Origin of the sequence: Rhizobium sp. S152 (assembly GCF_030380735.1) — a bacterium.
GTDB lineage: Bacteria > Pseudomonadota > Alphaproteobacteria > Rhizobiales > Rhizobiaceae > Rhizobium.
Map to the genome: position 1 here is coordinate 89,782 of NZ_JAUDRZ010000026.1, position 23,413 is coordinate 113,194.

Genomic DNA, 23,413 nt, shown 5'->3' on the forward strand with positions numbered 1-23,413 from the left:
TACACGACGAGCAGTCAAAAAAAAAGCCGTCCGGCTTGCGCCGAACGGCCGGTCGAGCGCCCCCGGGGATATTTGTCCCCGCACCCGATGAGTTGTGCTGAACTTCCTAGCCAGGAAGCGATGAAGAAAGAGTGCCATGTCGTCGGGCGATGTTCAATCGAAACCCTTCTTTAACCTTAACCGCCCGGATCTGGCATGAAAAACGCAAGGTAGAGACCAAGGCGGCCATGAAGACCGTCTGTTGATCCGGAATGAAACAACTGGTGCCGAAATGCGTCTCAAAACCACAATCGAGCTGTTTGACTATTGGAATCGCCTTCGCGGCGCGGAAATAGCGCCGCTCAGAAACGAGGTCGAGCCGACGCAACTGCGCAATATTCTATCGAGCCTCTTCATGCTTGAGATGGTCGATTCCGACCGCGTCGTCTTCCGTCTGGCGGGGACCCGTATCTGCGATTTTTTCGGCCGTGATCTCGGCGGTGCCGCGATCGACAGCCTGTGGGCACATGGTTGCGACGACATCGGCAAGACGGCGGCCGGCGTCATGACGCACGCATTGCCCGCTCTGCTCAATGCGACAGGCTACAGCGCTGCCGGCCACCGCGCCGCTTTCGAGATCATCCTCCTGCCGCTACGCAACGCCGAGGGCAAATGCGACAAGCTGCTCGGCGCTATCGCACCGGCCACGGCTGCAAGCTGGCTGGAGGTTGTGCCGCTCGAATTCCTCGTTCTTGATCGTAGCCGTTTGTTGCACGAGGAACTCGGCAAGAGTTCTGTGGCCGGTGAAGAGACTGTCAATGGTTCCGCGCCCACGCGCCCGCTGACCATCGCCGAGACTGTACGGCAGATGATGTCGCATCTATTCGATGCAAACAGTGACGTCAGTGTTACGCCACGGCACAACTGAAACTGTCAAAGTGCAGCTCTGAAACAACCTTCTGTTAAGGGATTGCGGGTAATGATCGGCTCGATTTATTTGATGAAGAAGCCCTTTGATGCACGCGTTCCAGCAAGTTCAGCCACAACGGACTGCGCCACGCCTCGAACAAGGTGCCTTTCAGCGCGTCCCGATTAATATGCAGGGCCGGCTGATGCTGGCCAATTATGAAGAATTCGAGTGCGTTGTGGTCGATATGTCTCCTGGTGATATGTATGTCACCTGCCTGGGACGTCCCCGCTCCGCCGAACGCGTCATTGCCTACATCGATCATCTCGGCCGCGTCGAGGGTTATGTCCAGACGGTGGATGGCCGCGGCTTCGCCATGTCGATCCACGCCACCGAACGCAAGCGTGAAAAACTTGCTGCCCAGCTCACATGGCTCGCCAACAAGCACGAACTCGGCCTGCCGGAAGATCGTCGCCACGACCGTCTGACGCCGCGCGAAACGACCACCGAGATCACGCTGGAAGACGGCAGCCGCTACACCTGCCGCATCATGGACCTTTCGCTGTCGGGTGCTGCCGTCGACGTCGAAATGCGCCCTGCCATCGGCACGCCGCTCAGACTCGGCAACATGCGCGGCCGTGTCGTCCGTCATTTTGTCGAGGGCGTGGCGATTGAGTTCCTGTCGGTCCAGTCACGCGAGACGCTGCGCGAATTTCTCTGACGCCTGCCATTTCACTGTCACGAAACTGAGCGAAAAGGACCACCCTTCTAGGATCGGTCCATGACGTCTCTCTATCCACAATCCGAACCCCACGATCAGGGCCTGCTCGATGTCGGCGACGGCAATCGCATTCATTGGCAGGTCTTCGGCAATCCTGTTGGCTATCCGGCGCTCTACGTTCACGGTGGCCCCGGCTCAGGCAGCTCCGTCTCCGCAAGCCGCTATTTCGATCCTGCCGTCTACAGGATCATTCTCCTCGATCAGCGCAACTGCGGCCAGAGCCTTCCGCATGCCGGTGCCTTCGGGAATGATCTCACGGATAACACGACTTGGCATCTTGTAGAGGACATGGAGCGTCTGCGGCGCCACCTAAACGTCGAGCAATGGCTGCTCTTTGGCACATCCTGGGGCTCGACCCTGGCGCTCGCCTATGCCGAAACGCATCCGAAGCGCGTAAGCGCCATGATCCTCGCCGGCGTCACGACCACACGTCCGCAGGAGATCGATTGGCTGACGCGCGGCATGGCGATCCTCTTTCCCGAGGAGTGGAACCGAATGCTTGCCGCTCTTCCGCCTGAGCTGCGCGTGCTCGGCCCGCTGGAGGGCTATCATCGCCTTCTCAACGCCCCTGATATGGCGACGCGTCTCAAAGCCGCCCGCGACTGGCATGATTGGGAAGCGGCCTCGATCCTGCTTGCTGATCCTGATGGAATGCCGCGTCGCTGGAGCGATCCGCACTATCTGCTGGCCCGGGCGCGTATCATCACCCACTACTTCCGGCACAATGCATGGCTCGAAGATGGCGCACTGTTGCGTGATGCCCACAAGCTCGCAGGTATTCCAGGCATGCTGATCCAGGGACGTCTCGATCTCGAGGCGCCGCTGACAACCGCTTGGGAATTGTCGAGGTCTTGGCCGGGAAGCGAGCTGATAGTCATGGAAAAGGCTGCCCACTCGCCTTATCACGACGAAATGGCCCGGGCGATCGTCGCCGCCACTGACCGATTTCGAAAAGAATCTCAAAAATAATTTCTGGCGATCTGTGCGCGCAAACGCGAATGCCGCCGTTTTAGCCCCGGTATCCCAGCCCTTTCGCATCAAAAAGCGACGCCTTACAGCGGAGCTGCATGGTAAAGCAGTAGTTACGGAAATGCGCACTTTCGCGACGGCGTTAACTTCTTGTCCCGAATCCGGCCGTTTCGCTACCCATCCTCTTTCGGCGAAAGAAACAATTTTAATCGAATTTGCCTCGAATTCGGTTCGATTTTTATGCGCATTTGATTTTGTTTTTAGTCGAATTCTCCGCGTGTTTGAATCAAGTAAGCCCTTAATTTGACTACGTAATTTTGCGCCGGATAAAAACGTCTGTGTCAATTTCTCCTCACAACGGGGAGACGACAAATGACGATAGCAACTTTTATCAAGAGCGGCCTGGCGGCCGGTGCGATGTTGATTGCAACGATGGGCTCGGGACAAGCGACGCCTCTCAACATGACGGTTCTTGGCAACTCCAGCCCGCCGATCGGCGCCTATCAGTTCTGCAAGGAAATCCCATCCGATTGCAAGAACCCAGCGGGCGACGAAGGCGCGCTCGTTCTGACCGAGGACCTCTGGAAGACGATCCTCAAGGTCAACTACGAGACCAATTCCAAGATCACGCCGATGACCGACATGGAAATCTACGGTGTCGAGGAACGCTGGGCCTACCCCACCACCGTCGGCGACTGTGAAGACTACGCGCTGCTCAAGCGCAAGCTGTTGATCGATGCCGGCATCTCGCCGTCGGACCTGCTGATGACCGTCGTGCTCCAGCCGAATGGCGATGGCCATGCGGTACTGACCGTCCGCACCGACCGCGGCGACTTCATCCTCGACAACATGCGCAACAAGGTCCTGCTGTGGGCCGATACCGAATACACCTACCTCAAGCGCCAGAACGCCGCCGATCCCTCGCGTTGGGTGAAGCTTCAGGATGGCCGTGCCGTGGCCGTTGGTAGCGTGAAATAGTTCCCTGCTGCCGGAGTCATGCCGGCAGCGGGGTCAGGCGCCCCGGTCAACCCGCATCCCCGTGCCGACCGGCGCCCGGAGCCGCTCCTGCTGTCCCAGGGGCGGCTCGCCTGTTTTAAGGCTTCGCGCAAGCTTTTAATGTTTTCTTAACCGCAAGAGCCGGATGATTGCCGGCATCATCTCAGCACCGGCGGCTCTTGTATCTCCTGCGGCGGTCTCACACCCGAAGGCCGCCAATGAGCCATTCCGCTCACCACCAGGACGATATCTCGGAAACGCCGCTGGTTTCGAATGGTTTCCTGGTTCGTGCCACCGCCGTCGTGGCGCTGCTCGCAGCGCTGACTTTGGTCATCAGCATCGGCGGACGCTGGCTTGGCGCCCGCGTCTCCCTCGCCGGCAACACCGACAGCAAAGCGCCGGTCACGATCACCATCGGCCGCGATACGCTGCGCCTGCCGGAGAATGTCCTGCGATTCCCGAGCCAAAGGCGCGACGGTCTGCTGGAGCGCGCCGATCTTTACCTCACGTGGCCGGAAATGCAGGGCTATGCCAATGAGCACCGCGCCCGTTTCGACGATGTCTCCCAGTCCGCGGGACTGATCTTCCTGCAGATTTCCCAAGGCACCATGTCACGCGACATGTCAGGTCGATTCGAGCCGATCTACTCGCACCTCCTCGATGGTGATCCGGTGCCCTACCAGAACGGCATGATACTGCATCGGTTGCGCGCCGATGCTGGCTATGCCGACGAGGTCCTGCTTACAGCCCCTCGCAAGGATGGTTCCGAATACGTCGTACGTTGCGTGTTGCCGGCGACGCCCGCTTTGCAGAGCAGCGGCGACTGCCAGCGTGATATCCGCATCGGCAACGATTTAAGTGTGCTTTACCGCTTCTCCAGTCGGCATTTGCCCGATTGGGACCATATTGATGCCGCTATTCGCCAATTTGTAGAAACGCGCCTCGTGAGCCGTTCTGCGACAGGCCGCTAGAATGATCCGATATGCCGCAAGAAACGATTAATCATAAACGGATTGGTAACTCCGGGCGGCTAAATTCCGAAGAGAACGATTGCGCGAGAGGGCGCGCGGTCTCTCCGATGTCAATGCAAGCGAAGAGTTGAATAGTGTCAAGGTCAGTCTCCTCCTCCGTACCTCCATCCCGGTCCCGCAATTTCCTTCTCAAGGCGATCATGGCGCTCAGTCTGGCGGCCGGCATCGTCGCGACCGAAGCGGTCAACGCCGAGGCCGAGGCGGCCAATTCGAAATATGCCGGTATCGTCGTCGACGCCAAGACCGGCAATGTCCTCTACAGTGAGAACGCCGACCGCTTGCAGTATCCGGCCTCGCTCACCAAGATGATGACCCTTTATCTGACTTTCGAAGCGCTCGAACAGGGTCGCATTCGTCTCGACACCGCGGTTCCCTTCTCCGCCCACGCCTCCGGCCAGGCGCCGACCAAGCTGGGTGTCCGCGTCGGCGGTCAGATCAGCGTCGAGCAGGCCATCCTCGGCCTCGTCACCCTGTCGGCCAACGATGCTTCCACCGCTCTCGGCGAGCTGCTGGGCGGCAGCGAAGACCGCTTCGCGCAGATGATGACTGCCAAGGCGCATGCGCTCGGCATGACGCGGACGACCTATCGCAACGCCAACGGCCTGCCGAACACCGCGCAGATGACGACGGCCCGCGATCAGGCACGTCTCGGCATCGCGCTTCGCCAGCATTTTCCGCAGTATTACGGCTATTTTTCCACGCAGAGCTTCAAGTTCGGCAACCGCATCATTCGCAGCCACAATCGTCTTGTCGGCTCGGTGCGCGGCGTCGATGGCATCAAGACCGGCTACACCCGCGCGGCCGGATTCAATCTCGTGAGTTCGGTGCAGGTGGATGGCAAGTCGATCGTCGGCGTCGTGCTCGGCGGCGCCTCCACCCCTGCCCGCGACAACCAGATGCGCAAGCTGATCGCCGCCTATCTGCCGAAAGCATCCGGTCGTGGCGGCTCCAGCGATCTTGTCGCCGAATTGCCCAAGAAGGCGCCGGCACCTGTGATCCCGCAGGAAGTCGCCGCTGCCGCTTCCACCGATATCGGCCTGCCGAACAAGGGGCCGAAGCCCGACATCCGCACCGAGGTTGCCTCCGCGCAGGTCGCTTATGCCGATACCGCGCCGGCCAAGTCCGCCAATCCGTTGCTGCAGCAGGAAATGCCCGCTCCGAGCCGCGTGAAGACGCAGACGATCAAGCAGGCGTCCATCGCCCAGCCGACCGCGACGCCGTCCTATACCCCGCCGGAACAGGGTGACACAGCGGTCGACGCACTGACCACCGCCTCGACCAAGGAAGCGATGCCGAGCGGCTGGGTTGTTCAGATCGGTATTTCGTCCAGCAAGGACGGCGCGATGGACCTCCTCAATGGCGCCAAAGCCAAGGGCGGCAAGGCCCTGCGCTCCGCTAAGCCCTTCGCCGTCGCCTATGCCGGCGGCTACCGCGCCCGCTTCGGCGGCTTCGACGAGCAGCGTGATGCCGTCAATGCCTGCAACGCGCTGAAGCGCTCCGGCGTTAAGTGCTGGGCTTCGGCTCAATAGTGACTTTCGGATCGCCTGCGCCATGCCGGCGATCCGTTCGAAATACGGCCGCGATCGGTGTTCGCGATCCGGCCGGTGTATTCAGACTCGATTTGTATTGCGTACGGGGATGACTATGGCAACGAACGAAAATATGCCGGAATTTCCGGCTGTTGGCCGGCTGACCGGCAAGAACCCGCGGATCGGAATGCACCCGCTCCATGAAGCGGCGCTTCGCCTTGCCGAAATCGGGCTGCAGCGCCCGAAGCCGAAGGGCGCCAAGACCAAGGATCTCATCAATCTGCTTCTCTGCCACGGTGCTCGCGCCTGGCGTTATTCGCAGCCTGAGGCCCGAATCCACCTCAACGTCACCTGCGCAGGCCGCCGTTCGCCCGTCACGCTGCGCCTGCGCTGATCCGTTCAGAGCAGCCCAAGTTCGGAAAGCTCGCGGCGCAGGTCCGCGGGCATTTCCAAGACACCTTCGCCCAACGTCGTGATGTCACGGGGCGTATCGTCTTGCGGGTAATAGCGCCAGCCCTGGAATGCGCGCTTCGGCTGCAGTGAGGTCTCGATCACCTCTGGTCCGAGCACTAGATTGCAGCGCGAAATTCCCTCTCCATCCGTGAAGGTGGTGATATCCAGCAGCTTCTGGCGCGCCTGCACCTGCCCCTTGATCACCCAATAGAGAGAGCCGCCGTCGAGCAATTCCTCGACACGCTTCGGAACCATCCGGGTCGTATGCACCGAATGCGGTTCAAGCCCGGCCGCAATGGCGCGCAGCGAGCGCTCCGCCACCCATTCGCGAAGGTCGTCGATCGAGTCGGCGCCGACGCACAGTTTGATAAGATGCAATGCCATGCTGCCGTTCAAATCCTTTTGCCCGGCAGCGTCAAGCGGGAAAGCAGGCCGCGCGCAGATGTGACGCAGCTTTGCGCTGATGGGCAGCGGGAATGGCCGGATAAACCTTCCCTACAGATGAGCGATCTTGTTCTCAACATCGGCTAGTCGCGCGCCAAGTTCGTCAGCGCTGCGCGACGCATGTGCCGAATCTCTGAGAGCCGTCAGAACATCGTTGTATTGACCAGCGAGGTCGATCTGCGTTCGCGCGAGGTCGCGAGCGCGATCGTCGAGCAGTCGCTCGGTCTCGTCGAGCCGCGCGGAGATCGCATCAAGCCTTCCTGAGGTCTCGCTGTGCTGCCTGACGGTGATGTCGTGCAATCCGTTCATTTTCCGATTGAGCTTGGTTATTTCAATTTCGACCGAGTTGAATTTCTCGATCGCGGCTTCAACCATGCCCAAGGTCCGCTTCTGACCATTGAACATCGCTTCCATCAGCGCCAGCAGCTTTTTTTCTTCGTCGGCCATGTCGAAGTCCCTTACTTTCGACTGAATATGGCATTCTCGCCGGGAAAGAACAAGAACGGTTGCCCTCTCTCATACGCTGCAACTTTCCGATGCGTCACGGCTTCCTTGACGATATCAGCCGTGGACGACCATCAACATTCGACGACGTTGACCGCGAGCCCTCCCAGCGAAGTTTCCTTGTATTTCTCGCTCATGTCGTTGCCGGTCTGACGCATGGTTTCGATGCAGGCGTCGAGCGGCACGAAATGCTGGCCGTCGCCCTTGATTGCCAGCGACGCGGCGGTGACCGCCTTGACGGCGCCGAGCGCGTTGCGCTCGATGCAGGGAACCTGCACGAGGCCGGCGATCGGATCACAGGTCATGCCGAGATGGTGCTCCAGCGCGATTTCGGCGGCGTTCTCTATCTGCTCGGGCGTGGCGCCCATGACGGCGGCCAGCCCGGCGGCGGCCATCGCCGCGGCCGATCCGACCTCGCCCTGACAGCCCACTTCGGCGCCGGAGATCGAGGCATTGTGCTTGATGATGCCGCCGACGGCGGCCGCCGTCAGCAGATAGTCGCGGATGCCCTTCTGGTCCCAGTCGTCATGGAAATGCTCGTAATAGCGGATCGTCGCCGGAATGACGCCGGCAGCGCCGTTGGTCGGCGCCGTCACCACGCGTCCGCCGGCGGCGTTCTCCTCGTTGACGGCCATGGCGTAGACGCTCAGCCAGTCGTTGGCGAGCAGCGGGTTGATACGGTTGCTGCGCCATTCCTCCTGCAGCTTGTCGTGGATCGCGCGGGCGCGACGGCGCACGTTAAGCCCGCCCGGCATGATTCCGTCCACCTTCAGCCCGCGCTCGATGCAGGAACGCATCGCCTCCCAGATCCTGTCAAGGCCGGCGTCGAGCTCCTCGGGGCTGCGCTGGCTCTCCTCGTTGGCGCGCTTCATCTGCGCGATCGAAAGGCCGGAGCGCTGCGCCATGTCGAGCATCTGCTTGGCCGTCGCAAAGGGATAGGGCACCTTGGGGCCGCTGGCGGCAGCCTTCTTACCGGCGCTCATGCGCTCGAGTTCGGTATCGGTGACGACGAAGCCGCCACCGACCGAATAGTAGATCCGTTTCAGGAGCAGGCGATCGTTCTTGTCGTAGGCTGAAAAGGACATGCCGTTGGCGTGGCCCGGCAGCGGGGTCTTCTTGTCGAAGATCAGGTCGGTCTTCGGCTGGAAGGCGTAACCGGGGTGGCCCGGTGGCGTGATGCGGCCGGTGCGCTCGACCTGGTCGATGATCGCGTCCATGTTGTCGGGATCAACGGTATCCGGCTGCTCGCCCATAAGGCCGAGCACGACCGCCCTGCCCGTTCCATGGCCGATCCCGGTATAGGCCAGCGAGCCGTGCAGGCTGGACTTGATCGTGACGATCTGCGCGCCCGTCGACGGCCGGGGCCACTCGTCCGACAGGATCAGATCGAGAAAGCGGTTGGCCGCCGTCATCGGACCCATCGTGTGCGAGCTGGAGGGGCCAACGCCGATCTTGAAGACGTCGAAAACGGAAAGGAACATGTGTGCGTCCTGTAAAGTTAGCTCGAGAAGCCTAAGCCAAAGCCGTTAGCGATCCCTTCTGTTCCCCGACATCGCATTTCACGCGTGCGACACCGGTAAAACGAAGTGTGGCATCGTCGCGGTCATTGCGGCGCACGCTTGCATATGTAGAGTGGCGCGAAAATAGCGGAACCATGAATCGATATAGTGATGACGACGTCTGATTACATCGCGCTTGTTTTCTTCGCCGCCGTTTGGTTCGGCTACGCCCGGCTGCTGCAGAGCGCAAGCCTTTTCGGCCGCACCAGCCTCACCCACGCCATGCGCGAACGCCGGCGTGAGTGGATTTACAATTCGCTGCGTCGTGACCTGAAGATGATCGACACGCAGATCATGGCCGGCCTGCAGAACGGCACGGCCTTCTTCGCCTCCACCTCGATCTTCGCCATCGGCAGCTGCTTCGCGCTGCTCGGCGCCACCGAAAAGGTGGACGCCGTCTTCGCCGACCTGCCCTTCGTCTTTCACAGCGGCCATGCGGTTTTCGAGATGAAGGTCGGCGGGCTGGCGGCGCTGTTCGGCTATGCCTTCTTCAAGTTCGGCTGGTCCTACCGCCTGTTCAACTATTGCACCATCCTCTTCGGTGCCATCCCGATGGTGCGCGACGCCGAAGAAGACAATCTGGCCGCCGAGCGCGCGGCCGAGCGGGTCATCCGCATGAACACGATCGCGGGTTCGCATTTCAACGAGGGCCTGCGCGCCATCTTCCTGTCGATCGGCTATCTCGGCTGGTTCATCAACCCCTACGTCTTCATGGCGACGACAACGATCGTCATCGTTGTCCTGACGCGCCGGCAGTTCTTTTCCGAGGCGCGGCTGGCGATCATGGACGACCGGGTGCCATCAAATCTCCACCTTTTACCTGTTCCCCGCGGCAAGCCGTCCACTGACGGCAGCGACTCACTCGGGGAAAAATGAATGACCGTTCCGGCGACTGACACGACGGCGCAAGCCGCACCGAGGGCGGCCCGGCCGCCGCGCATTGGCCTCCTGGACACGGTTCGTGGCGCGGCGCTGATCGCCATGGCGACCTATCACTTCAGCTGGGACCTGGAATTCATGGGCTATCTGGCGCCCGGCACGGCAGAGACCGGCTGGCTGAAGCTCTACGCCCGCGCCATCGCCTCGACCTTCCTCTTCATCGTCGGCATCAGCCTGGTCCTGGCCAGCACACCTGACATCCGCTGGCGCCCGTTCTGGAAACGATTCGCGATGATCGCGGCTGCGGCGCTGCTGATCTCGCTCGCGACCTTCTACTTCGTGCCCGGCGAGTGGATATTCTTCGGCATTCTGCACGCGATCGCCGTCCTGAGCCTCGTCGGCCTCGCCTTCACGCGTCTGCCGCTCGCCATCACCATCCTGGCGACGGTCGTGGTCACGATTGCTTGGCTGGTCGATACCTGGATCGCGCCCGGCGTGCTTCGTTCGGAAATCTTCAATCCGCGCTATCTTGCCTGGATCGGCTTTGCCGAAATGCCGCAGCGCTCCAACGACTATGTGCCTGTCTTCCCTTGGGCGGTACCGTTCCTCGTCGGCCTGACGGCAACGCGGATCGCCATGCTGACGGCGCTACCGCAGCGGCTGGCCGCGCTAGGAACCGGAAATAGCCCGTTGGCGAAAATCGGGCGCCACAGCCTGCTCTTCTATCTCGTGCATCAGCCAGTGCTGATTGCGATCGCCTATGGCCTCACCTTCGTCGTGCCGCCGGCAAAGCCGGATCCGGTTGAAGGCTATCTTCGCCAGTGCAACGCATCCTGCGTGCTGCAGGAAAGCGAAGCGCTTTGCCGCGCCTTCTGCCAGTGCACGCTCGACAAGCTGCAGCAGCAGAACCTCTTCACGCAGTTTCAGTCCGGGGTAATCAAGCCGGATGACGGCCGCATCATGTCGCTGGCCGACGAGTGCAGCGCCAGCGCGCAATAATCAGGTGCCGACACCGATATCGGCTAGGCGGCCGAGGCAGGCCTCTTCGATATTGTCGAGTTCCGCCAGCGTGTCGTCGATATCCTTGCGCTTCTGGCGCAAATCCTCGCGCTTCTCGTCCACGCGCTTCATCAACAGCTTGAGCTGTCCGAGCTCGCCCGGAGGCTCCTTGTAGACCTGGATGATCTCGCGGATCTCGGCGATGGTGAACCCGATTCTGCGCCCGCGCAGAATCTCCTGAATCAACCGCCGGTCGGTCGGCCGAAACAGCCGTGTGCGCCCCCGCCGTTCCGGATGAATGAGGCCCTCGTCCTCGTAAAACCGGAGCGTTCGCGTGGAAACGCCGAATTCGCGTGTCAATTCAGTGATGCTGTAGTATTTACTGACCGGCATTGGCTCCCCACCATTCTAGCAAATGATAATATTGACTTTTACGTAATAGTCAATTTGCGCATGGGGCTTTGCGCCGGCTAAATTATCTGGCTCAACGAGACTTTGTTGGTTTCAGATTCCGAACCACCATGTGGCGATGCCGAGAAACGCGAAGAAGCCCGTACAGTCGGTGACCGTCGTCACGAAGACGGAAGACGCGATCGCCGGATCAGCGCCGACTTTGTCGAGCAGCAGCGGCAGCAGGATTCCTGCAAGCGCTGCGGCGAAGAGATTGATGATCATCGCCGCACCGATGACAAATCCCAGCTGATAGTCGTGGAACCAAGTGGCGGCGATGATCCCGAGCAGGACGGAGAAGATCGCTCCGTTGGCGATCCCGACGCCCGCTTCCCTGCGGATGATTCGCCCCGCATTGTAGATATCGATGTCGCCGGTCGCGAGCGCCCGCACCGTCACCGTCATCGTCTGTGTCCCTGCATTGCCTCCCATGGAGGCGACGATCGGCATCAGCACCGCGAGTGCGATCATCTTCTCGATCGAGCCGTCGAACAGCCCGATAACGCTTGCCGAAAGCAGCGCGGTTCCAAGGTTGATCAGGAGCCAGAGAAAACGCGAGCGAACGGTCGAGACGATGTTGTCGGACAGCTCTTCGTCGCCGACGCCGCCGAGGCGCTTGATATCCTCGTCGGCCTCCTCGTGGATGACGTCGACAACGTCGTCGATGGTGAGCACGCCCACCAGCCGCTCGTTCTCGTCGACGACGGCGGCGGAAAGGAGGTCGTACTGCTCGAAGAGCTGGGCTGCCTCTTCCTGGTCCATCTCGGCGGGGATGGGATGGTTGGTATCCCGCATGATGGTTTCGATCTTCATCTGCCGTTTGGTGCGCAGGATCTTGTCGAGGTCCACGGCACCAAGCAGCTTGAAGGTCGGATCGATCACGAAGATCTGCGAGAAGGAATAAGGCAGGTCCTCCTCGTCGCGCATGTAGTCGATCGTCTGCCCCACCGTCCAGAACGGCGGCACAGCGACGAACTCCGTCTGCATGCGTCGACCGGCGGAGCTCTCGGGATAATCAAGCGCGCGCCGCAACCGCACCCGCTCGGTGAACGGCAACTGCGCCAGAATGTCTTCCCGGTCTTCCTTGTCGAGATCCTCGAGAATGTAGACGGCGTCGTCCGAATCGAGCTCGCCGATCGCCGCCGCGATCTGCTCGTTCGGCATCTGATCAACGATCTCGCGGCGGATCGCCTCGTCGACTTCGGTGAGCGCCGTCAAGTCGAATTCGTCTCCGAGCAGGCGCACGAGCGCAAGACGCTGGTCGGGCTGTATAGATTCGAGCAGGTCGCCGAGTTCGGATTCGTGGAGGCGCGCGACGGACTGGCGCAGGAAGATGGTGTCGCGGTCGGCAATCGCCGCTCCGACTAGCGAGAGAAAGTCGCCGCGGACGTTTCCGCTCTCGTCGTAGATGTCGGCCCTGTCGTCATCCGGACGTGCGCGGACGAGCTCTTCTGCGTCGTTCGTCATCTTGTGCCGCCCTCGCATCCTGTTTGAAGTTCAACGACTTCGCCTGCCCGCAATATTGTCTTCGTGCTAGCTGAAACATGCTGTTGCGTCCAGCAGCAAACGCCCTCCAGGATGACAACGCCTGCGGGGGACGATAGTTTCCGCCGACTGAAATCAGGAACCCGACGCTGTGACCGTTCGCACCATTCTACGCTTCCCCGACGCGGGCCTCAGGACGCGCTGCGATCCCGTCGAAACCTTCGACGAAAGCTTGCGCGTTCTCTCGAACGATCTGCTCGATACCATGCGCGCGGCGCCCGGCGTCGGCATCACCGCCGCTCATATCGGCGTCTTCAAGCGCATCTTCGTGCTCGAACTCAGCCGCGAGGATGGCGTACGCGTCTATGTCAATCCGGAAATCCTCGACACGTCGCTGGAGACGATCCGGCATACGGAAGGCAGCGTTTCGATGCCGGGTATGGTGGACGAGGTGACTCGCCCCAGCGCCATCCGCATTCGCTATCAGGATTTGGACGGCGGCTGGCACGAAAACGACGCCGAGGGTTTCCTCGCGGTGTGCATCCAGCACGAGATCGATCAGCTGGACGGCATATTCTGGTTGCTGCGGCTGTCCAAGCTCAAACGCGACCGCCTCGTCAAGAAATGGGATAAAGCGAACGGCTGAGCACGATCGTCTGCCCGCTTTTTTACCGAACCAATCCCGTCCCGATGAGTTTACCGAGAACAATAAACGGACGGAGAACCACGATGCCCCGTAATGACGAAAAGAACCCGCTGTCGCGCGAAGAGGACTACCGTGACTTCGAAGAGCGTGATGTGGAGGATGGCTGGCCCTATGCTGATGGCGCAGGCTCTCGCTCCAGTGCGCCCGACAATCGTGCCTATGGCGACACCGGCGCCAACTTTGATCGCGAACGCAACGGCGGCTTCCGTATCGACGGTGTCGATGCGGATGGTGGCGAAAATCGCCTTAAGGATTCGTTGCGCCCCGATACGATCGATCGCGAAGACAGCGACGAGCTGGAGGCCAAGGTCACCGAGAATCTGGAGAACATACCCGACGTGGACGTCGAGAGCGTAGACGTGCATGCGGACGGCCACACAGTGACCATCGAGGGCTCCGTGGAAACCATAGGCATTGCCCGCAAGGTCGAACTTGCCGCCCTCTCGGTCGATGGCGTCCATCAGGTCCGCAATCGCCTGGAAACCATCGGTGTCGATGCGCACATTCCCAATGAGGACTGAGCTTGCATTGATCGATGGAAGCCACCAGCGGCGATGGATCCGCAATCAATGATTGCGGATCCTGTTTGGCGCCAGTCAACGATTTAGCCGGCGGATGTTCCGACACGCAGCGATCAAATCCCGTCGCGAATCCGTGAATTTCCGTGAATAAATCGCGTCTTCACCGGTGCAAAACTCCCACATTCCTGCCACAATTGGGGCGCCGAATTACTTCTGCCGGGGGGTAATCAGCGTTGCTTAATGCAACAGAGGATTGAGGAGAACTCCTATGCGCTTTTCATTTGCCGCCGCGTCCATTCTTGCCCTCGGCCTTGCAGGCTCGGCCTTTGCCCAGCAGCAATATTCCAATGACTATACCAATGACAGCGATGGCTTCGCGCCGGTTAAGGTGGCACCAGCCAAGCCGATCCACTACGCCCGGCACGCCGCCCCGCAATACTCGTCGGATTATACCAACGACAGCGACGGGTTTGCGCCCGTGAAGATGGCGCCGCCTGCGGTCGACAAGATGGCGACTGCGAGCATCAAGCCGCTGCCCCCATGCCACAGCATGATTCACGGAAAGCAGACCGTCCACACCCAGGGTGGCGACAGCGGCACGACACGCCCGACCGCCTGCCGCGAAACACACTGAGAATCGCTTCGGAGCCGAAGGCCGGTCCCGCCGGCCTTCGATCTCTGCGGACCGATATCACGCCTCCTGGAACGCACTCTCATACACCGTCTCGCCGAACACGGCTTCGAACGCTTGCCGAAGACAGAGGTCGGCGTCCGACATCATGACGGGCAGGCCGAGATCGACGAGGCTGGTCACGCCATAGGCCGAGATGCCACACGGCACGATGCCGCTGAAATGCTCAAGTTCCGGCTCGACGTTGAGCGACAGTCCGTGAAATGTCACCCACTTGCGCAGCCGGATGCCAAGCGCCGCGATCTTGTCCTCGGCCATGGTCCCGTCGGGCAGCAGCGGCTTTTCCGGCCGGCGAACCCATACGCCGACCCGGTCCTCGCGCCGTTCGCCACGCACGTTCATCGAATCGAGCGCTCGGATGATCACCTCTTCCAGCGCGGCCACGAAAGCCCTTACGTCCTGCCGCCGCCGCTTTAGGTCAAGCATCACATAGGCGACGCGCTGGCCCGGCCCATGATAGGTGTATTCACCGCCCCGCCCCGTGGCGAAAACGGGAAACCGGTCGGGCTGCACGAGATCGGCTGAATCGGCGCTGGTGCCCGCGGTATAAAGCGGTGGATGCTCCACCAGCCAGACCAACTCATCGCCGCCCTCGGCGATGGCGGCCACTTCCCGCTCCATGATACCTACAGCCTCCTGATAAGGCACGAGCCCCTCGGCAACACGCCAGCGCACCGGTCGCGCGCCTTCGGCGGGAAACATGGAGAAATCGATATCGTTGCGCAGCATGCTTGAATCCTTGGCCCCGTTTTTCCACATCCGGAAAAGCGGCTGAGAGTGCCTATATGGCCCCGTTTGCAGGCCGATTCAAATGCTCTGATTTCTTTTGAAAAAAATCTGTCATATCGCCCTTGTGTCCCGGAAATCCTTTTGCTACATGCTGCGTCGCCGGCACAAACCGGCACCTACCACGATGCGGTCGTGGCGGAATTGGTAGACGCGCAGCGTTGAGGTCGCTGTGGGGCAACCCGTGGAAGTTCGAGTCTTCTCGACCGCACCATCCCTTCTCAAGGGAACTGATCGCGAGATCGTCACTGACGATCCGCGCATCATCCGAAACAAAGTTATTGTTTCCTGTCGCTTCTGGCCACACCCCTCACCGATAAAGCCATTTATGAAAGAATCGCCATAGCGATATGATTCGACATCGTTATCAGCGACTCGCTCAGCGACCGTTTTTCGCCGATTCTTTTTCATAAGAGGAATGACGTCGAACCGGCCTTGTCCGATTCCCCGTCTAATACAACAATGGCATCCGAAACGTGAATCGCGTCTCCGCATCGCTTGACGTTACGTAAATTCTGCCGCCATGCGCCTTGGCGATCTCGGATGCAATATAAAGGCCGAGACCGAGACCCTGTACCCCGGGCTTCGCGTCGCCGCGTCGAAACGGTAGAAAGAGCTTCGGCACCTGCTCGGGGGGAATCGCCTTACCGTTGTTGCTGACGGAAAGCTCCAATTCGCCCGCCGTCGTTCTTCCTCTGACTTTTACGGGATGCGCCTCGGCGCCGTGCGTGATTGCATTGGAGACGAGATTGGAAAACATCTGCGCCAGACGCAAGTGATCGACGCGCGCACGGTGATCGAACGTGAACGCGCTTTCGACATTGCGATCCCGATGGGCCGCGCGAATTTCGTCCACGGCATGCTGCAGCGTCACCGCCAGATCCGCGTCACTGACTTCGAGCGAAATTCCGCTTCCGAGACGCGCGCGCGCGAAGTCCATGACATTGTCGACCAGCGCCTCCATACGGCAGATGCTGGATTTCATCAGCTGGAGGATAAGTGGGCTGCGCTCCGTCCAGCCTTCCTTCAAAAGCCGCGTCGTGCCGGCGTCCACGGCGGCCAGGGGATTGCGCAGATCATGGCCGAGAACGGCGATGAACTGCTCGCGCAGCTCAGCCAGTTCGCGCTCCTGTTCCAGCGACGCCTGCGTCGCCTCCAGCCGCTCCCCGGCTCCGAGATGGTGCGCGATCAGTTCCGCGAACAGGCGAAAAGTGCCGATCACCTGCGGATTATTGATTTTTGCCGGATTGGCGTCGATGGCGCAGAGCGTCCCCCAGAACGTACCGTTGGCGAGGATGATCGGAACGGAAATATAGCTGCGCAGCCCATATGTGCGTGGCGTGTGGTGATCGCGGTAGTTTGGGTCGACGACGGCGTCGTCGAAGACGATTGCCTGCCGGTGGTCGCGGATTTCGTTGCAGAGCGTGCTCTCGATCGGCAACTCGTCGCCGGGCTTCAGGCCGAACCCGACATAATCGAGCGCCTCGCAGGTGATCCAACGCGTCTCCGTCACCCGCGCGACGGCTGCGAACCCCATGCCGGTGGTACGAAGGACGACATCAAGAATGGTCGGCACGGCGGCGATGCCGGCGATTGATTCGATATCCCTGGCGAAGTCCGAGGACATTTCGCTGTTCGACGTACCCGGCCGGGTGAAATCATTGGAGAGCGATGCGATGAAGCCGATGGTCTCGATGGCGGTGGTGGCGGCTTCCGCCAGCGCCTCCAGCGTTTCGATCTCCCATTGGGTCGGCTCGTAGGTCTGTGACCAATAGGCACCGATGGCACCTACGGGATCGTTCACCCGTACCGGCGCCATCGCCACGGCGCGAACGAAGGTACCCGCGTAAAGTTCGTAGGGAATTCGGTCGTCCATCGCGATATCAGGCACGACGACCGTCTGCTTGTTCATCATCGCCCAGCCGGAAACGCAGGCTGCCGCCGGAAACCTCTGGCCTTTCCACAGCGGCCCGATCGCATCCTCTTCCACGTAGTGGCAGAGATCGCCTTCCCTGCGGATGATCGAGATTCCCTCGCACCCGATCAGGCTGCGCGCGGTCGTGCGGATGGTTTCAATCACCTCCTCCATCGAGCGAGCACGCGCGATAAGAGATGTCGCCCGCGTAAGGCTGGCAAGCGGCGTGGGACGGTCGGAAGTCTGATCCAACGACATGGTCGCCCTATCTGCCAGGAACGATGGCATTCGTGTTTCAGGGTCTCCACTGTCGCATATAGGCAAGTAAAATCAAGGCGGAACATGGTCATGCAGCGGACGGTCGTCAATCTATCAGCGCCTTGAGCTTTTCGCGGCTCAATATCCGGATAAGGCGGTGCGAGCGGCCCTCCATCTGGATGATGTGAAGATCGGCGAGCTTGGTGAATGAACGCGCGACCGATTCGACGGCAAGCCCGAGATAATCTGCTACATCCCGGCGCGACATGAAGAGCTCGTAGTCCGACCCTCCGAAATGCTCCGCCATGTCGAGAACGAACCACGCGACGCGGCCGATGGCGCTCTGGCACACCAGCGCCAGTTGCCGTTCGCGTGCAGTCGCCAGGTTTTCCATCGCCAGGCTGAGAAGACTGACGGGAAGCGCCGCGGGGTCGACCACCGGGAAGCGTGCCAGGTTACTCTCGCAGATCGCCTCCGCGAAATCGTCATGCCTTCCGTTCGCCTGCAGGCCGAACCAATCGCCGGGGCAATGGAAGGCGAGGATGTAGCGCCTCCCATCCGGGAGGATGCGATAGACGCGCACCGCGCCCTCGTTCACCCGATAGATCGATGAAGCCTGCTCGCCTTGTCTGTAGATGAGTTGTCCGCCCTCGAACGACAGCAGACGCTGCACCGGGGCTCTCAGCCGGTTGATCTCGGCGGGCCCGACCGGTCGGAATCCCGCAGTCGCGACGTTGTTCGCAATGGTCATGGTCGCCCTCCATCGAAGGAGACGCTACGTCTTCGCAAGAGGTCGGAAAATTCGCAACGACCCCTACGTGTTCCTACGAGGTTCGCGTCGCGCGATGGTGGAGCGACGGCAAGGCGATGTAGCCGCCCTTACCTGATAGGCTCGCTATTGCGGCAGCGCGGTCTGCCGGAAAAATGTCACGACCGGCTCGTCCGGCGGTCCGAACCACGTGGTGAACAGGGCCGCGAAATCGGGGGATGCGTAAGTCTGGCTAAGCGCCCGGTCGACCTGCAGACGGAAATCCTCGTCGCCGCGCGCAAGTTCCAGCCCGAGCGGTTCATAGGTGAAATGCCGCCTCAGGACGACGAGATTGTCCGCGTCGCTGCTGCGGGCGACGGCGTCCATCAGCAACGGCATCTCGCCGAAGAGCGCAGGCGAACTGCCGTCGAGCACGCGATCGATACCGGCCTTGTAGTTTTCGACGGCCACGGACGACGCCGCCAGCTGGAAGGTTTTGATCTTGTCCGCCAACCAGTGCTCGCTCGTCGTGCCGGCGATGGACAGGAAGGTCTTGTGCTCGAGGATGGTGCGCGCCGGCGAGCCGCGCCAGACCGGACGGTCTGAAGGCTCGCCATAGGCCAGCACTTCCGTCAAGGCGAGCGGCGCGTTCTTGCTGACGACGACCCCTGTCCCACTTGGAAAGATCGGCAGCGAGAACGAAACCTCCTGTCGCCGCGACAGTGTTACCGGCTCGGCACCGCAGAGGAGATCGACCGCACCGCTCTTGACCGCCCCCGCCTTCGCATCACCCTCCAGCGGCACCCATTCGATCTTCATATCCGCGATCTGTGCCTCGGCCTTGATGTTGTCGGCGATCCTGTTGCAGAGAGCCACGGCATAGCCATCCGGTGCCCCCTGCTCGCTCTTGAACGAGAACGGCCTTGCATCCGGTTCATAGCCGAGCTTCAGCGTGGCCGTGGAGCGCACCCGATCCAGCGTCTGGGCTTGCGCCTCCGCCTGGAGGGCTACTCCGGCGCACAAGGCGGAGATCAATGCGACCAGACGATATGCGTTGTACGACATGGATGATCCCTCCCCTTATTCGGCCGGTACGCGATTGAGCCCGCCGGCGAAACGCGGCGCGATCCGCCCGTAGATGATGAAGCTGATCCCGAGCACCAGCATGCCGCCCAGCACCGCGTCCTTGCCGGAGGCATAGATCGCGTAGACGCTGTAGAGCATGCCGACCGTGGCGATGGCAGCGTTGAGCCGATACTTCGCCTGCGGCACCCCAGCTTTCTTCATGATGACGAACAGCGCCGACAGCGCGATGATGTATGGCAGCACGTTGGTCACCACGGCGAGATTGACGAGAGCCGAGAACTGCTCGCTGAGCGTCGGCGAGATCGTCATCAACGCCAGCAGCGTTTGCACGACGCCGAGGATGACCATGCCCTGCACCGGCGCTCCGAGCTCGTTGACGCGTGAGAAGACCGCCGGGAACATTCGCTCCTGCGCTGCACTGCGCGCCGTCTGCGCGATCGTGAACTGCCAGCCGAGCAGGGAGCCGAGGCAGGCGAGCACCGCCAGCGCCATGATGATGGAACCGATCGTCGGGTTGAACATGGTGGCATAGGCAAGCGCGAAGGGTCCGGTGGATGCCGCCAGATCGGCGTTCGGCACGATGCCCTGGATGACCGTCGTCGACAGAATATAGATGACCGCGGCGCCGAGCGTCCCGAACATGCAGGCGAGCGGCACGTCGCGCTTCGGGTTCTCCACCGCATCGGAATTTTGCGCCGCGGATTCCATGCCGAGGAAGGCCCACAGCGTTAGCGAGATGCTCGATCCCATCCCCTGCGCGAGGCTGAGCCCCTTCGGGTTCCATGCCGCGCCGAAGGTGGTCGAGCTGAACCAGAACCAGCCGATGATGGAGAGCAGCCCCACCGGAATGATCACGCCCCAGACCGTGATCGACCCGATCCGCCCGGTGATGCGCGGGCCGCCGAAATTGGCGGCCGTGGTCAGCCAGAGGAGGATGATCAGCGCCACGCAGGTCATGACAGGCGTGGAGGTCAGCACCGGGAAGAACCCGGCGAGATAGCCGACAGCTGAGATGCCGATCGCGACGTTGCCAATCGCGAGCGATAGGAAATAGAGGAAGAACACCAGGAAATAGCCGTCCCGGCCATAGGCGTCCTCGGCATAGGCCGACATGCCGCCGGGGCGCTGGTTGAACAGACCGGCCTGCGCGAAGCCGTAGGCGATCGCCATCGAGCCGACCGCGGTGACCAGCCAGGAGAGCAGCGAGATCGCACCCACCTGCGCCATGTTGGCCGGCAGCATTATGATGCCCGATCCCATCATGTTGACGGCAACGATGAAGGTCAGCTGCACAAGGTTCATCTTCTTCTTCGTGGTCGTTTCGCTGACGACGTGCAGTGTATTGTCGGTCATGATGTCACCCTCCCCTCCGGCTACTCGCGCACGACGTAGGTATGGAACTTGATGCGGCCCTGAATCCGCTCCTGGAACACGCCCTGGACCTCGTAGTTGAAGCCCGGGAAACGGTTGAAGGATTCCTCGAAGGCCAGGAAATAGTCGCGCATCGGCCACGCCCGGTCGTCCCAGCGCTCGCCCGGCAAGATGACGCCGATACCCGGCGGATAGATCAGTGCAAGCGTCGCGGAGATGCGGCCAACCGCCTCGGCCAGAGGAACATAATCGACATTGTTGGCGACCAGTGCCTCATAGGCCTGCTTCGAGGGGATGGCGGGCTCGGGGAAACTCTCGGAACGGAAGCAGAGGCGCTGCAACTCCTTCACGCCCGCTTCGCGGTAGAAGGAGTGCATCTCCTGGCAGACCTGCCGGACGGTGTAGCCCTGGTAGCGCTCGCGATTGGCGGCGAACACTGTCGGCAGCACCTCCTGAAGCGGCGCGTCGCGGTCCCACAGGTTCTTGAACTTCACCAGCTTGGCGACCAGCGTGTTCAGCTTGCTCTCGTCTTCGGCAGGCGTCAGCAGGAAGAGCAGGCTGTTGAGGTCGCACTTCTCCGGCACCACGCGCTGCTCGCGCAGATAGTTGGCGACGACGGTCGCGGGAATGCCGAAATCGCGATACTCGCCGGTCTTGCGGTCGATGCCGGGGGTGAGCAGCGCCAGCTTGTTCGGATCGACCATCGTGTAGCCGGGCGCATAGCCGGAGTAGCCGTGCCATTTCGCCTGTGGATCGAAGCGCCAGCATTGCTGCTCACGTTTCAGCACTTCGGTCGGGATATCCTCCCACCTGGCGTCGGCGATATCACCAGTATGATTCGACCCCGATACCGAAACCTTGTCCGGCACGAAGGGATCGAAGAACCATTGCTCCTCGGGCGACGCCGCCTTCGTCTCGTAATGCGCGACGAACCCGCGCAGCTTCTTGCGCACCTCAATTCCGAGTTCAATGCAGCGATCCCACAGCATCTCGCCGGCCTTGCCCTCATGCACCTTGGCGTTGACGTCGAGTGACGCGAAAAGCGGATAGAACGGCGATGTCGAGACATGCATTAGCAGCGATTCGTTGAACCGCTTGTGCTCGATGAAGCGTCGCTGGCCGTTGATATGTTCGTCGCGCTTGTGGATCTGCGAGGCCTGCGAGAAGCCCGCGCCCTGCTTGTGCACCGATTGCGTGGAGAAAAGCCCCGGCATGTCAGGCGACAGGTCCTTCAGCCGCATCGGGCTGTGGCCCTTGAACAGCGGATGGAAGGCGTTGTAGCCGATCCAGGCCTCGTCCCAGAGGACGTAGTCGCAGAGATGGCCGATCTTCTCCATGACTTGGCGGACATTGTAGATCGTGCCGTCATAGGTAGCGAGCTGGATGCAGGCGAGCCGGAACGGCCGTTCGGCCTTGGCCTGGCTCTTGTCGGTGACCAGGGGATGCGCCTCGATCTGCTTGCGCAGCCAGCCCTCGTCCCAGGCCGCCCAGTCGACGGCGCCGATCATACCGAAGGCGTTGCGGGCCGTCGGCAAAAAGATCGGAATGGCGCCGGCCTGCACCAGCGCGCCCTGATGCAGGGACTTGTGGTTGTTGCGGTCGAAGAGCACGAGATCGCCGGCCCGCAGCACCGCGTTGGTCACCACCTTGTTGGAGGTGCTGGTGCCGTTCAGGATGAAATAGGTCCGGTCGGCGCCGAATATCCGCGCCGCCTGCTTCTGCGCCTCCGCGGCCGGCCCTTCATGAATCAGCAGGTCGCCAAGATCGACATCTGCATTGCAGAGGTCGTTTCGGAAGATGCTCTCGCCAAAATATTTGAAGAACAGCTGGCCGGCCGGAGACTTGCGATAGAACTGCCCGCCCTGGTGGCCGGGGCAATCAAACGCGATGTTCGCCTCGCCGTCATAGGCCATCATGCCGCCGAAGAAGGGCGGCAGCAGCGACTTGCCGTAGTTGATCAGGCTGGAGACGATCTGCTTGGCGTAGAAGACGGGAGTCTGCTGGCCGAGATAGACGAAGCCGTCCACCTCCCCCACGCCTTCGACGACGTCGAGATCTGCGACCCCGAGCGCATCGGCCAAAGCCCAGATCGGCGTGCGGAAGCCGCTTTCCCTGACAGAGCGGAGAAACGTCCGCGCATCGCCCAGCCGTCCGCCCTCGACCGAGCCTATATAGGCCCCCACCGAGGCGTCCTCGGATACGTCGGCCGAATAGTCGTCACGGATTTCCACTTCGAAGCCGTCGGCCGCGATCTGCGCCAGCAATTCCTGCACTTGGCTGTTGGCGCGATCGACGATCGCCACGACCTTCAGCATCTTGTGGAAGGGAATGGCAACGGTCGGCGATTTCACGTCGCGCGGGATCAT

General features: G+C 61.2%; 23 protein-coding genes and 1 tRNA gene. 13 read left to right on the forward strand and 11 right to left on the reverse strand.

The genetic code is table 11. The features are described 5' to 3' along the window. Positions 1–271 precede the first annotated feature (271 nt). The 7 genes from QTL95_RS19655 to QTL95_RS19685 all read left to right on the forward strand — a co-directional run bounded on the left by QTL95_RS19655 (position 272) and on the right by QTL95_RS19685 (position 6,586). Positions 272–907: a PAS domain-containing protein gene (locus QTL95_RS19655; protein ID WP_289721612.1), complete on the forward strand. Its 636-nt coding sequence runs from the start codon at positions 272–274 to the stop codon at positions 905–907. A gap of 88 nt (positions 908–995) precedes the next feature. Next, a complete protein-coding gene (locus QTL95_RS19660) occupies positions 996–1,607 on the forward strand; it encodes a PilZ domain-containing protein (protein WP_112534314.1) in 612 nt (203 codons plus the stop codon). 60 nt (positions 1,608–1,667) lie between these two features. Further along, positions 1,668–2,636 carry a prolyl aminopeptidase gene (pip, locus tag QTL95_RS19665; RefSeq protein ID WP_289721613.1) on the forward strand — a complete coding sequence of 323 codons (969 nt, stop codon included), beginning with the start codon at positions 1,668–1,670 and terminating at the stop codon, positions 2,634–2,636. Between the two features lie 372 nt (positions 2,637–3,008). Continuing rightward, positions 3,009–3,614: a transglutaminase-like cysteine peptidase gene (locus tag QTL95_RS19670; RefSeq protein ID WP_289721614.1), complete on the forward strand. Its 606-nt coding sequence runs from the start codon at positions 3,009–3,011 to the stop codon at positions 3,612–3,614. A 197-nt stretch (positions 3,615–3,811) separates the two neighbouring features. Further along, positions 3,812–4,603: a hypothetical protein gene (locus QTL95_RS19675; protein WP_289722414.1), complete on the forward strand. Its 792-nt coding sequence runs from the start codon at positions 3,812–3,814 to the stop codon at positions 4,601–4,603. 134 nt (positions 4,604–4,737) lie between these two features. Next, positions 4,738–6,192, forward strand: coding sequence for a D-alanyl-D-alanine carboxypeptidase (locus QTL95_RS19680; RefSeq protein ID WP_289721615.1), 1,455 nt, complete (start codon positions 4,738–4,740; stop codon positions 6,190–6,192). 115 nt (positions 6,193–6,307) lie between these two features. After that, positions 6,308–6,586: a hypothetical protein gene (locus QTL95_RS19685; protein ID WP_289721616.1), complete on the forward strand. Its 279-nt coding sequence runs from the start codon at positions 6,308–6,310 to the stop codon at positions 6,584–6,586. Between the two features lie 5 nt (positions 6,587–6,591). On the opposite strand, the gene QTL95_RS19690 is transcribed toward QTL95_RS19685, so the two are convergent. The 3 genes from QTL95_RS19690 to QTL95_RS19700 form a co-directional block, all read right to left on the reverse strand. Beyond that, positions 6,592–7,029, reverse strand: coding sequence for a DUF1489 family protein (locus QTL95_RS19690; RefSeq protein ID WP_289721617.1), 438 nt, complete (start codon positions 7,027–7,029; stop codon positions 6,592–6,594). A gap of 111 nt (positions 7,030–7,140) precedes the next feature. Further along, positions 7,141–7,536 (reverse strand): hypothetical protein, encoded by a 396-nt coding sequence (locus QTL95_RS19695; RefSeq protein WP_289721618.1) that lies wholly within the window; start codon positions 7,534–7,536, stop codon positions 7,141–7,143. Positions 7,537–7,667: 131 nt separating this feature from the next. Further along, on the reverse strand, positions 7,668–9,074 hold the full coding sequence (locus QTL95_RS19700; RefSeq protein WP_289721619.1) for an L-serine ammonia-lyase: 1,407 nt from the start codon (positions 9,072–9,074) through the stop codon (positions 7,668–7,670). Positions 9,075–9,263: 189 nt separating this feature from the next. Between QTL95_RS19700 and QTL95_RS19705 the strand changes: the two genes are divergently transcribed. Next, positions 9,264–10,028, forward strand: a complete 765-nt coding sequence (locus QTL95_RS19705; RefSeq protein ID WP_289721620.1) for a DUF599 domain-containing protein — start codon at positions 9,264–9,266, stop codon at positions 10,026–10,028. Beyond that, positions 10,029–11,030, forward strand: coding sequence for a heparan-alpha-glucosaminide N-acetyltransferase (locus QTL95_RS19710; protein WP_289721621.1), 1,002 nt, complete (start codon positions 10,029–10,031; stop codon positions 11,028–11,030). Here QTL95_RS19710 and QTL95_RS19715 read toward each other — a convergent pair whose 3' ends face one another. Both QTL95_RS19715 and mgtE read right to left on the reverse strand, forming a co-directional pair. Further along, entirely contained in the window at positions 11,031–11,423 is a 393-nt protein-coding gene (locus QTL95_RS19715) for a MerR family transcriptional regulator (RefSeq protein ID WP_037178397.1), read from the reverse strand. A 111-nt stretch (positions 11,424–11,534) separates the two neighbouring features. Next, complete coding sequence (gene mgtE, locus QTL95_RS19720) at positions 11,535–12,947, reverse strand: magnesium transporter (protein ID WP_289721622.1); 1,413 nt, start codon at positions 12,945–12,947, stop codon at positions 11,535–11,537. Between the two features lie 169 nt (positions 12,948–13,116). Here mgtE and QTL95_RS19725 point away from each other — a divergent pair, with 169 nt between their 5' ends. The 3 genes from QTL95_RS19725 (at position 13,117) to QTL95_RS19735 (ending at position 14,826) form a co-directional block, all read left to right on the forward strand. Further along, a complete protein-coding gene (locus QTL95_RS19725; protein ID WP_289721623.1) occupies positions 13,117–13,611 on the forward strand; it encodes a peptide deformylase in 495 nt (164 codons plus the stop codon). A gap of 83 nt (positions 13,612–13,694) precedes the next feature. Next, positions 13,695–14,192: a BON domain-containing protein gene (locus QTL95_RS19730; protein ID WP_289721624.1), complete on the forward strand. Its 498-nt coding sequence runs from the start codon at positions 13,695–13,697 to the stop codon at positions 14,190–14,192. A 268-nt stretch (positions 14,193–14,460) separates the two neighbouring features. Further along, positions 14,461–14,826 (forward strand): hypothetical protein, encoded by a 366-nt coding sequence (locus tag QTL95_RS19735; RefSeq protein WP_289721625.1) that lies wholly within the window; start codon positions 14,461–14,463, stop codon positions 14,824–14,826. Positions 14,827–14,883: 57 nt separating this feature from the next. Here the strand turns inward: QTL95_RS19735 and lipB are convergent, their stop codons facing one another. After that, positions 14,884–15,612 (reverse strand): lipoyl(octanoyl) transferase LipB, encoded by a 729-nt coding sequence (lipB, locus tag QTL95_RS19740; protein WP_289721626.1) that lies wholly within the window; start codon positions 15,610–15,612, stop codon positions 14,884–14,886. 186 nt (positions 15,613–15,798) lie between these two features. On the opposite strand from lipB, the gene QTL95_RS19745 reads away from it, so the two are divergent. Then, a tRNA-Leu gene (locus QTL95_RS19745) sits at positions 15,799–15,883 on the forward strand. A gap of 237 nt (positions 15,884–16,120) precedes the next feature. Here the strand turns inward: QTL95_RS19745 and QTL95_RS19750 are convergent. From QTL95_RS19750 to speC, 5 genes are all read right to left on the reverse strand, one after another. Then, positions 16,121–17,836 carry a sensor histidine kinase gene (locus QTL95_RS19750; RefSeq protein WP_442981324.1) on the reverse strand — a complete coding sequence of 572 codons (1,716 nt, stop codon included), beginning with the start codon at positions 17,834–17,836 and terminating at the stop codon, positions 16,121–16,123. A 112-nt stretch (positions 17,837–17,948) separates the two neighbouring features. Continuing rightward, positions 17,949–18,593, reverse strand: coding sequence for a cyclic nucleotide-binding domain-containing protein (locus QTL95_RS19760; protein WP_289721627.1), 645 nt, complete (start codon positions 18,591–18,593; stop codon positions 17,949–17,951). A 144-nt stretch (positions 18,594–18,737) separates the two neighbouring features. Further along, complete coding sequence (locus QTL95_RS19765; protein WP_289721628.1) at positions 18,738–19,655, reverse strand: amino acid ABC transporter substrate-binding protein; 918 nt, start codon at positions 19,653–19,655, stop codon at positions 18,738–18,740. A gap of 15 nt (positions 19,656–19,670) precedes the next feature. Next, on the reverse strand, positions 19,671–21,029 hold the full coding sequence (gene potE / locus QTL95_RS19770) for a putrescine-ornithine antiporter (protein WP_289721629.1): 1,359 nt from the start codon (positions 21,027–21,029) through the stop codon (positions 19,671–19,673). A gap of 20 nt (positions 21,030–21,049) precedes the next feature. After that, the gene (gene speC, locus QTL95_RS19775) at positions 21,050–23,413 is read right to left on the reverse strand and encodes an ornithine decarboxylase (protein WP_289721630.1); all 2,364 of its coding nucleotides are present in this window, start codon (positions 23,411–23,413) and stop codon (positions 21,050–21,052) included.

Bases quoted from the DNA above. Each gene is read 5' to 3' on its own strand.
- QTL95_RS19655 (WP_289721612.1), top strand. From the start codon at position 272: ATGCGTCTCAAAACCACAATCGAGCTGTTTGACTATTGGAATCGCCTT.
- QTL95_RS19660 (WP_112534314.1), top strand. From the start codon at position 996: ATGCACGCGTTCCAGCAAGTTCAGCCACAACGGACTGCGCCACGCCTC.
- pip (WP_289721613.1), top strand. From the start codon at position 1,668: ATGACGTCTCTCTATCCACAATCCGAACCCCACGATCAGGGCCTGCTC.
- QTL95_RS19670 (WP_289721614.1), top strand. From the start codon at position 3,009: ATGACGATAGCAACTTTTATCAAGAGCGGCCTGGCGGCCGGTGCGATG.
- QTL95_RS19685 (WP_289721616.1), top strand. From the start codon at position 6,308: ATGGCAACGAACGAAAATATGCCGGAATTTCCGGCTGTTGGCCGGCTG.
- QTL95_RS19690 (WP_289721617.1), bottom strand. From the start codon at position 7,029: ATGGCATTGCATCTTATCAAACTGTGCGTCGGCGCCGACTCGATCGAC.
- QTL95_RS19695 (WP_289721618.1), bottom strand. From the start codon at position 7,536: ATGGCCGACGAAGAAAAAAAGCTGCTGGCGCTGATGGAAGCGATGTTC.
- QTL95_RS19700 (WP_289721619.1), bottom strand. From the start codon at position 9,074: ATGTTCCTTTCCGTTTTCGACGTCTTCAAGATCGGCGTTGGCCCCTCC.
- QTL95_RS19705 (WP_289721620.1), top strand. From the start codon at position 9,264: ATGACGACGTCTGATTACATCGCGCTTGTTTTCTTCGCCGCCGTTTGG.
- QTL95_RS19710 (WP_289721621.1), top strand. From the start codon at position 10,029: ATGACCGTTCCGGCGACTGACACGACGGCGCAAGCCGCACCGAGGGCG.
- QTL95_RS19715 (WP_037178397.1), bottom strand. From the start codon at position 11,423: ATGCCGGTCAGTAAATACTACAGCATCACTGAATTGACACGCGAATTC.
- mgtE (WP_289721622.1), bottom strand. From the start codon at position 12,947: ATGACGAACGACGCAGAAGAGCTCGTCCGCGCACGTCCGGATGACGAC.
- QTL95_RS19730 (WP_289721624.1), top strand. From the start codon at position 13,695: ATGCCCCGTAATGACGAAAAGAACCCGCTGTCGCGCGAAGAGGACTAC.
- QTL95_RS19735 (WP_289721625.1), top strand. From the start codon at position 14,461: ATGCGCTTTTCATTTGCCGCCGCGTCCATTCTTGCCCTCGGCCTTGCA.
- lipB (WP_289721626.1), bottom strand. From the start codon at position 15,612: ATGCTGCGCAACGATATCGATTTCTCCATGTTTCCCGCCGAAGGCGCG.
- QTL95_RS19760 (WP_289721627.1), bottom strand. From the start codon at position 18,593: ATGACCATTGCGAACAACGTCGCGACTGCGGGATTCCGACCGGTCGGG.
- QTL95_RS19765 (WP_289721628.1), bottom strand. From the start codon at position 19,655: ATGTCGTACAACGCATATCGTCTGGTCGCATTGATCTCCGCCTTGTGC.
- potE (WP_289721629.1), bottom strand. From the start codon at position 21,029: ATGACCGACAATACACTGCACGTCGTCAGCGAAACGACCACGAAGAAG.
- speC (WP_289721630.1), bottom strand. From the start codon at position 23,413: ATGATCCCGCGCGACGTGAAATCGCCGACCGTTGCCATTCCCTTCCAC.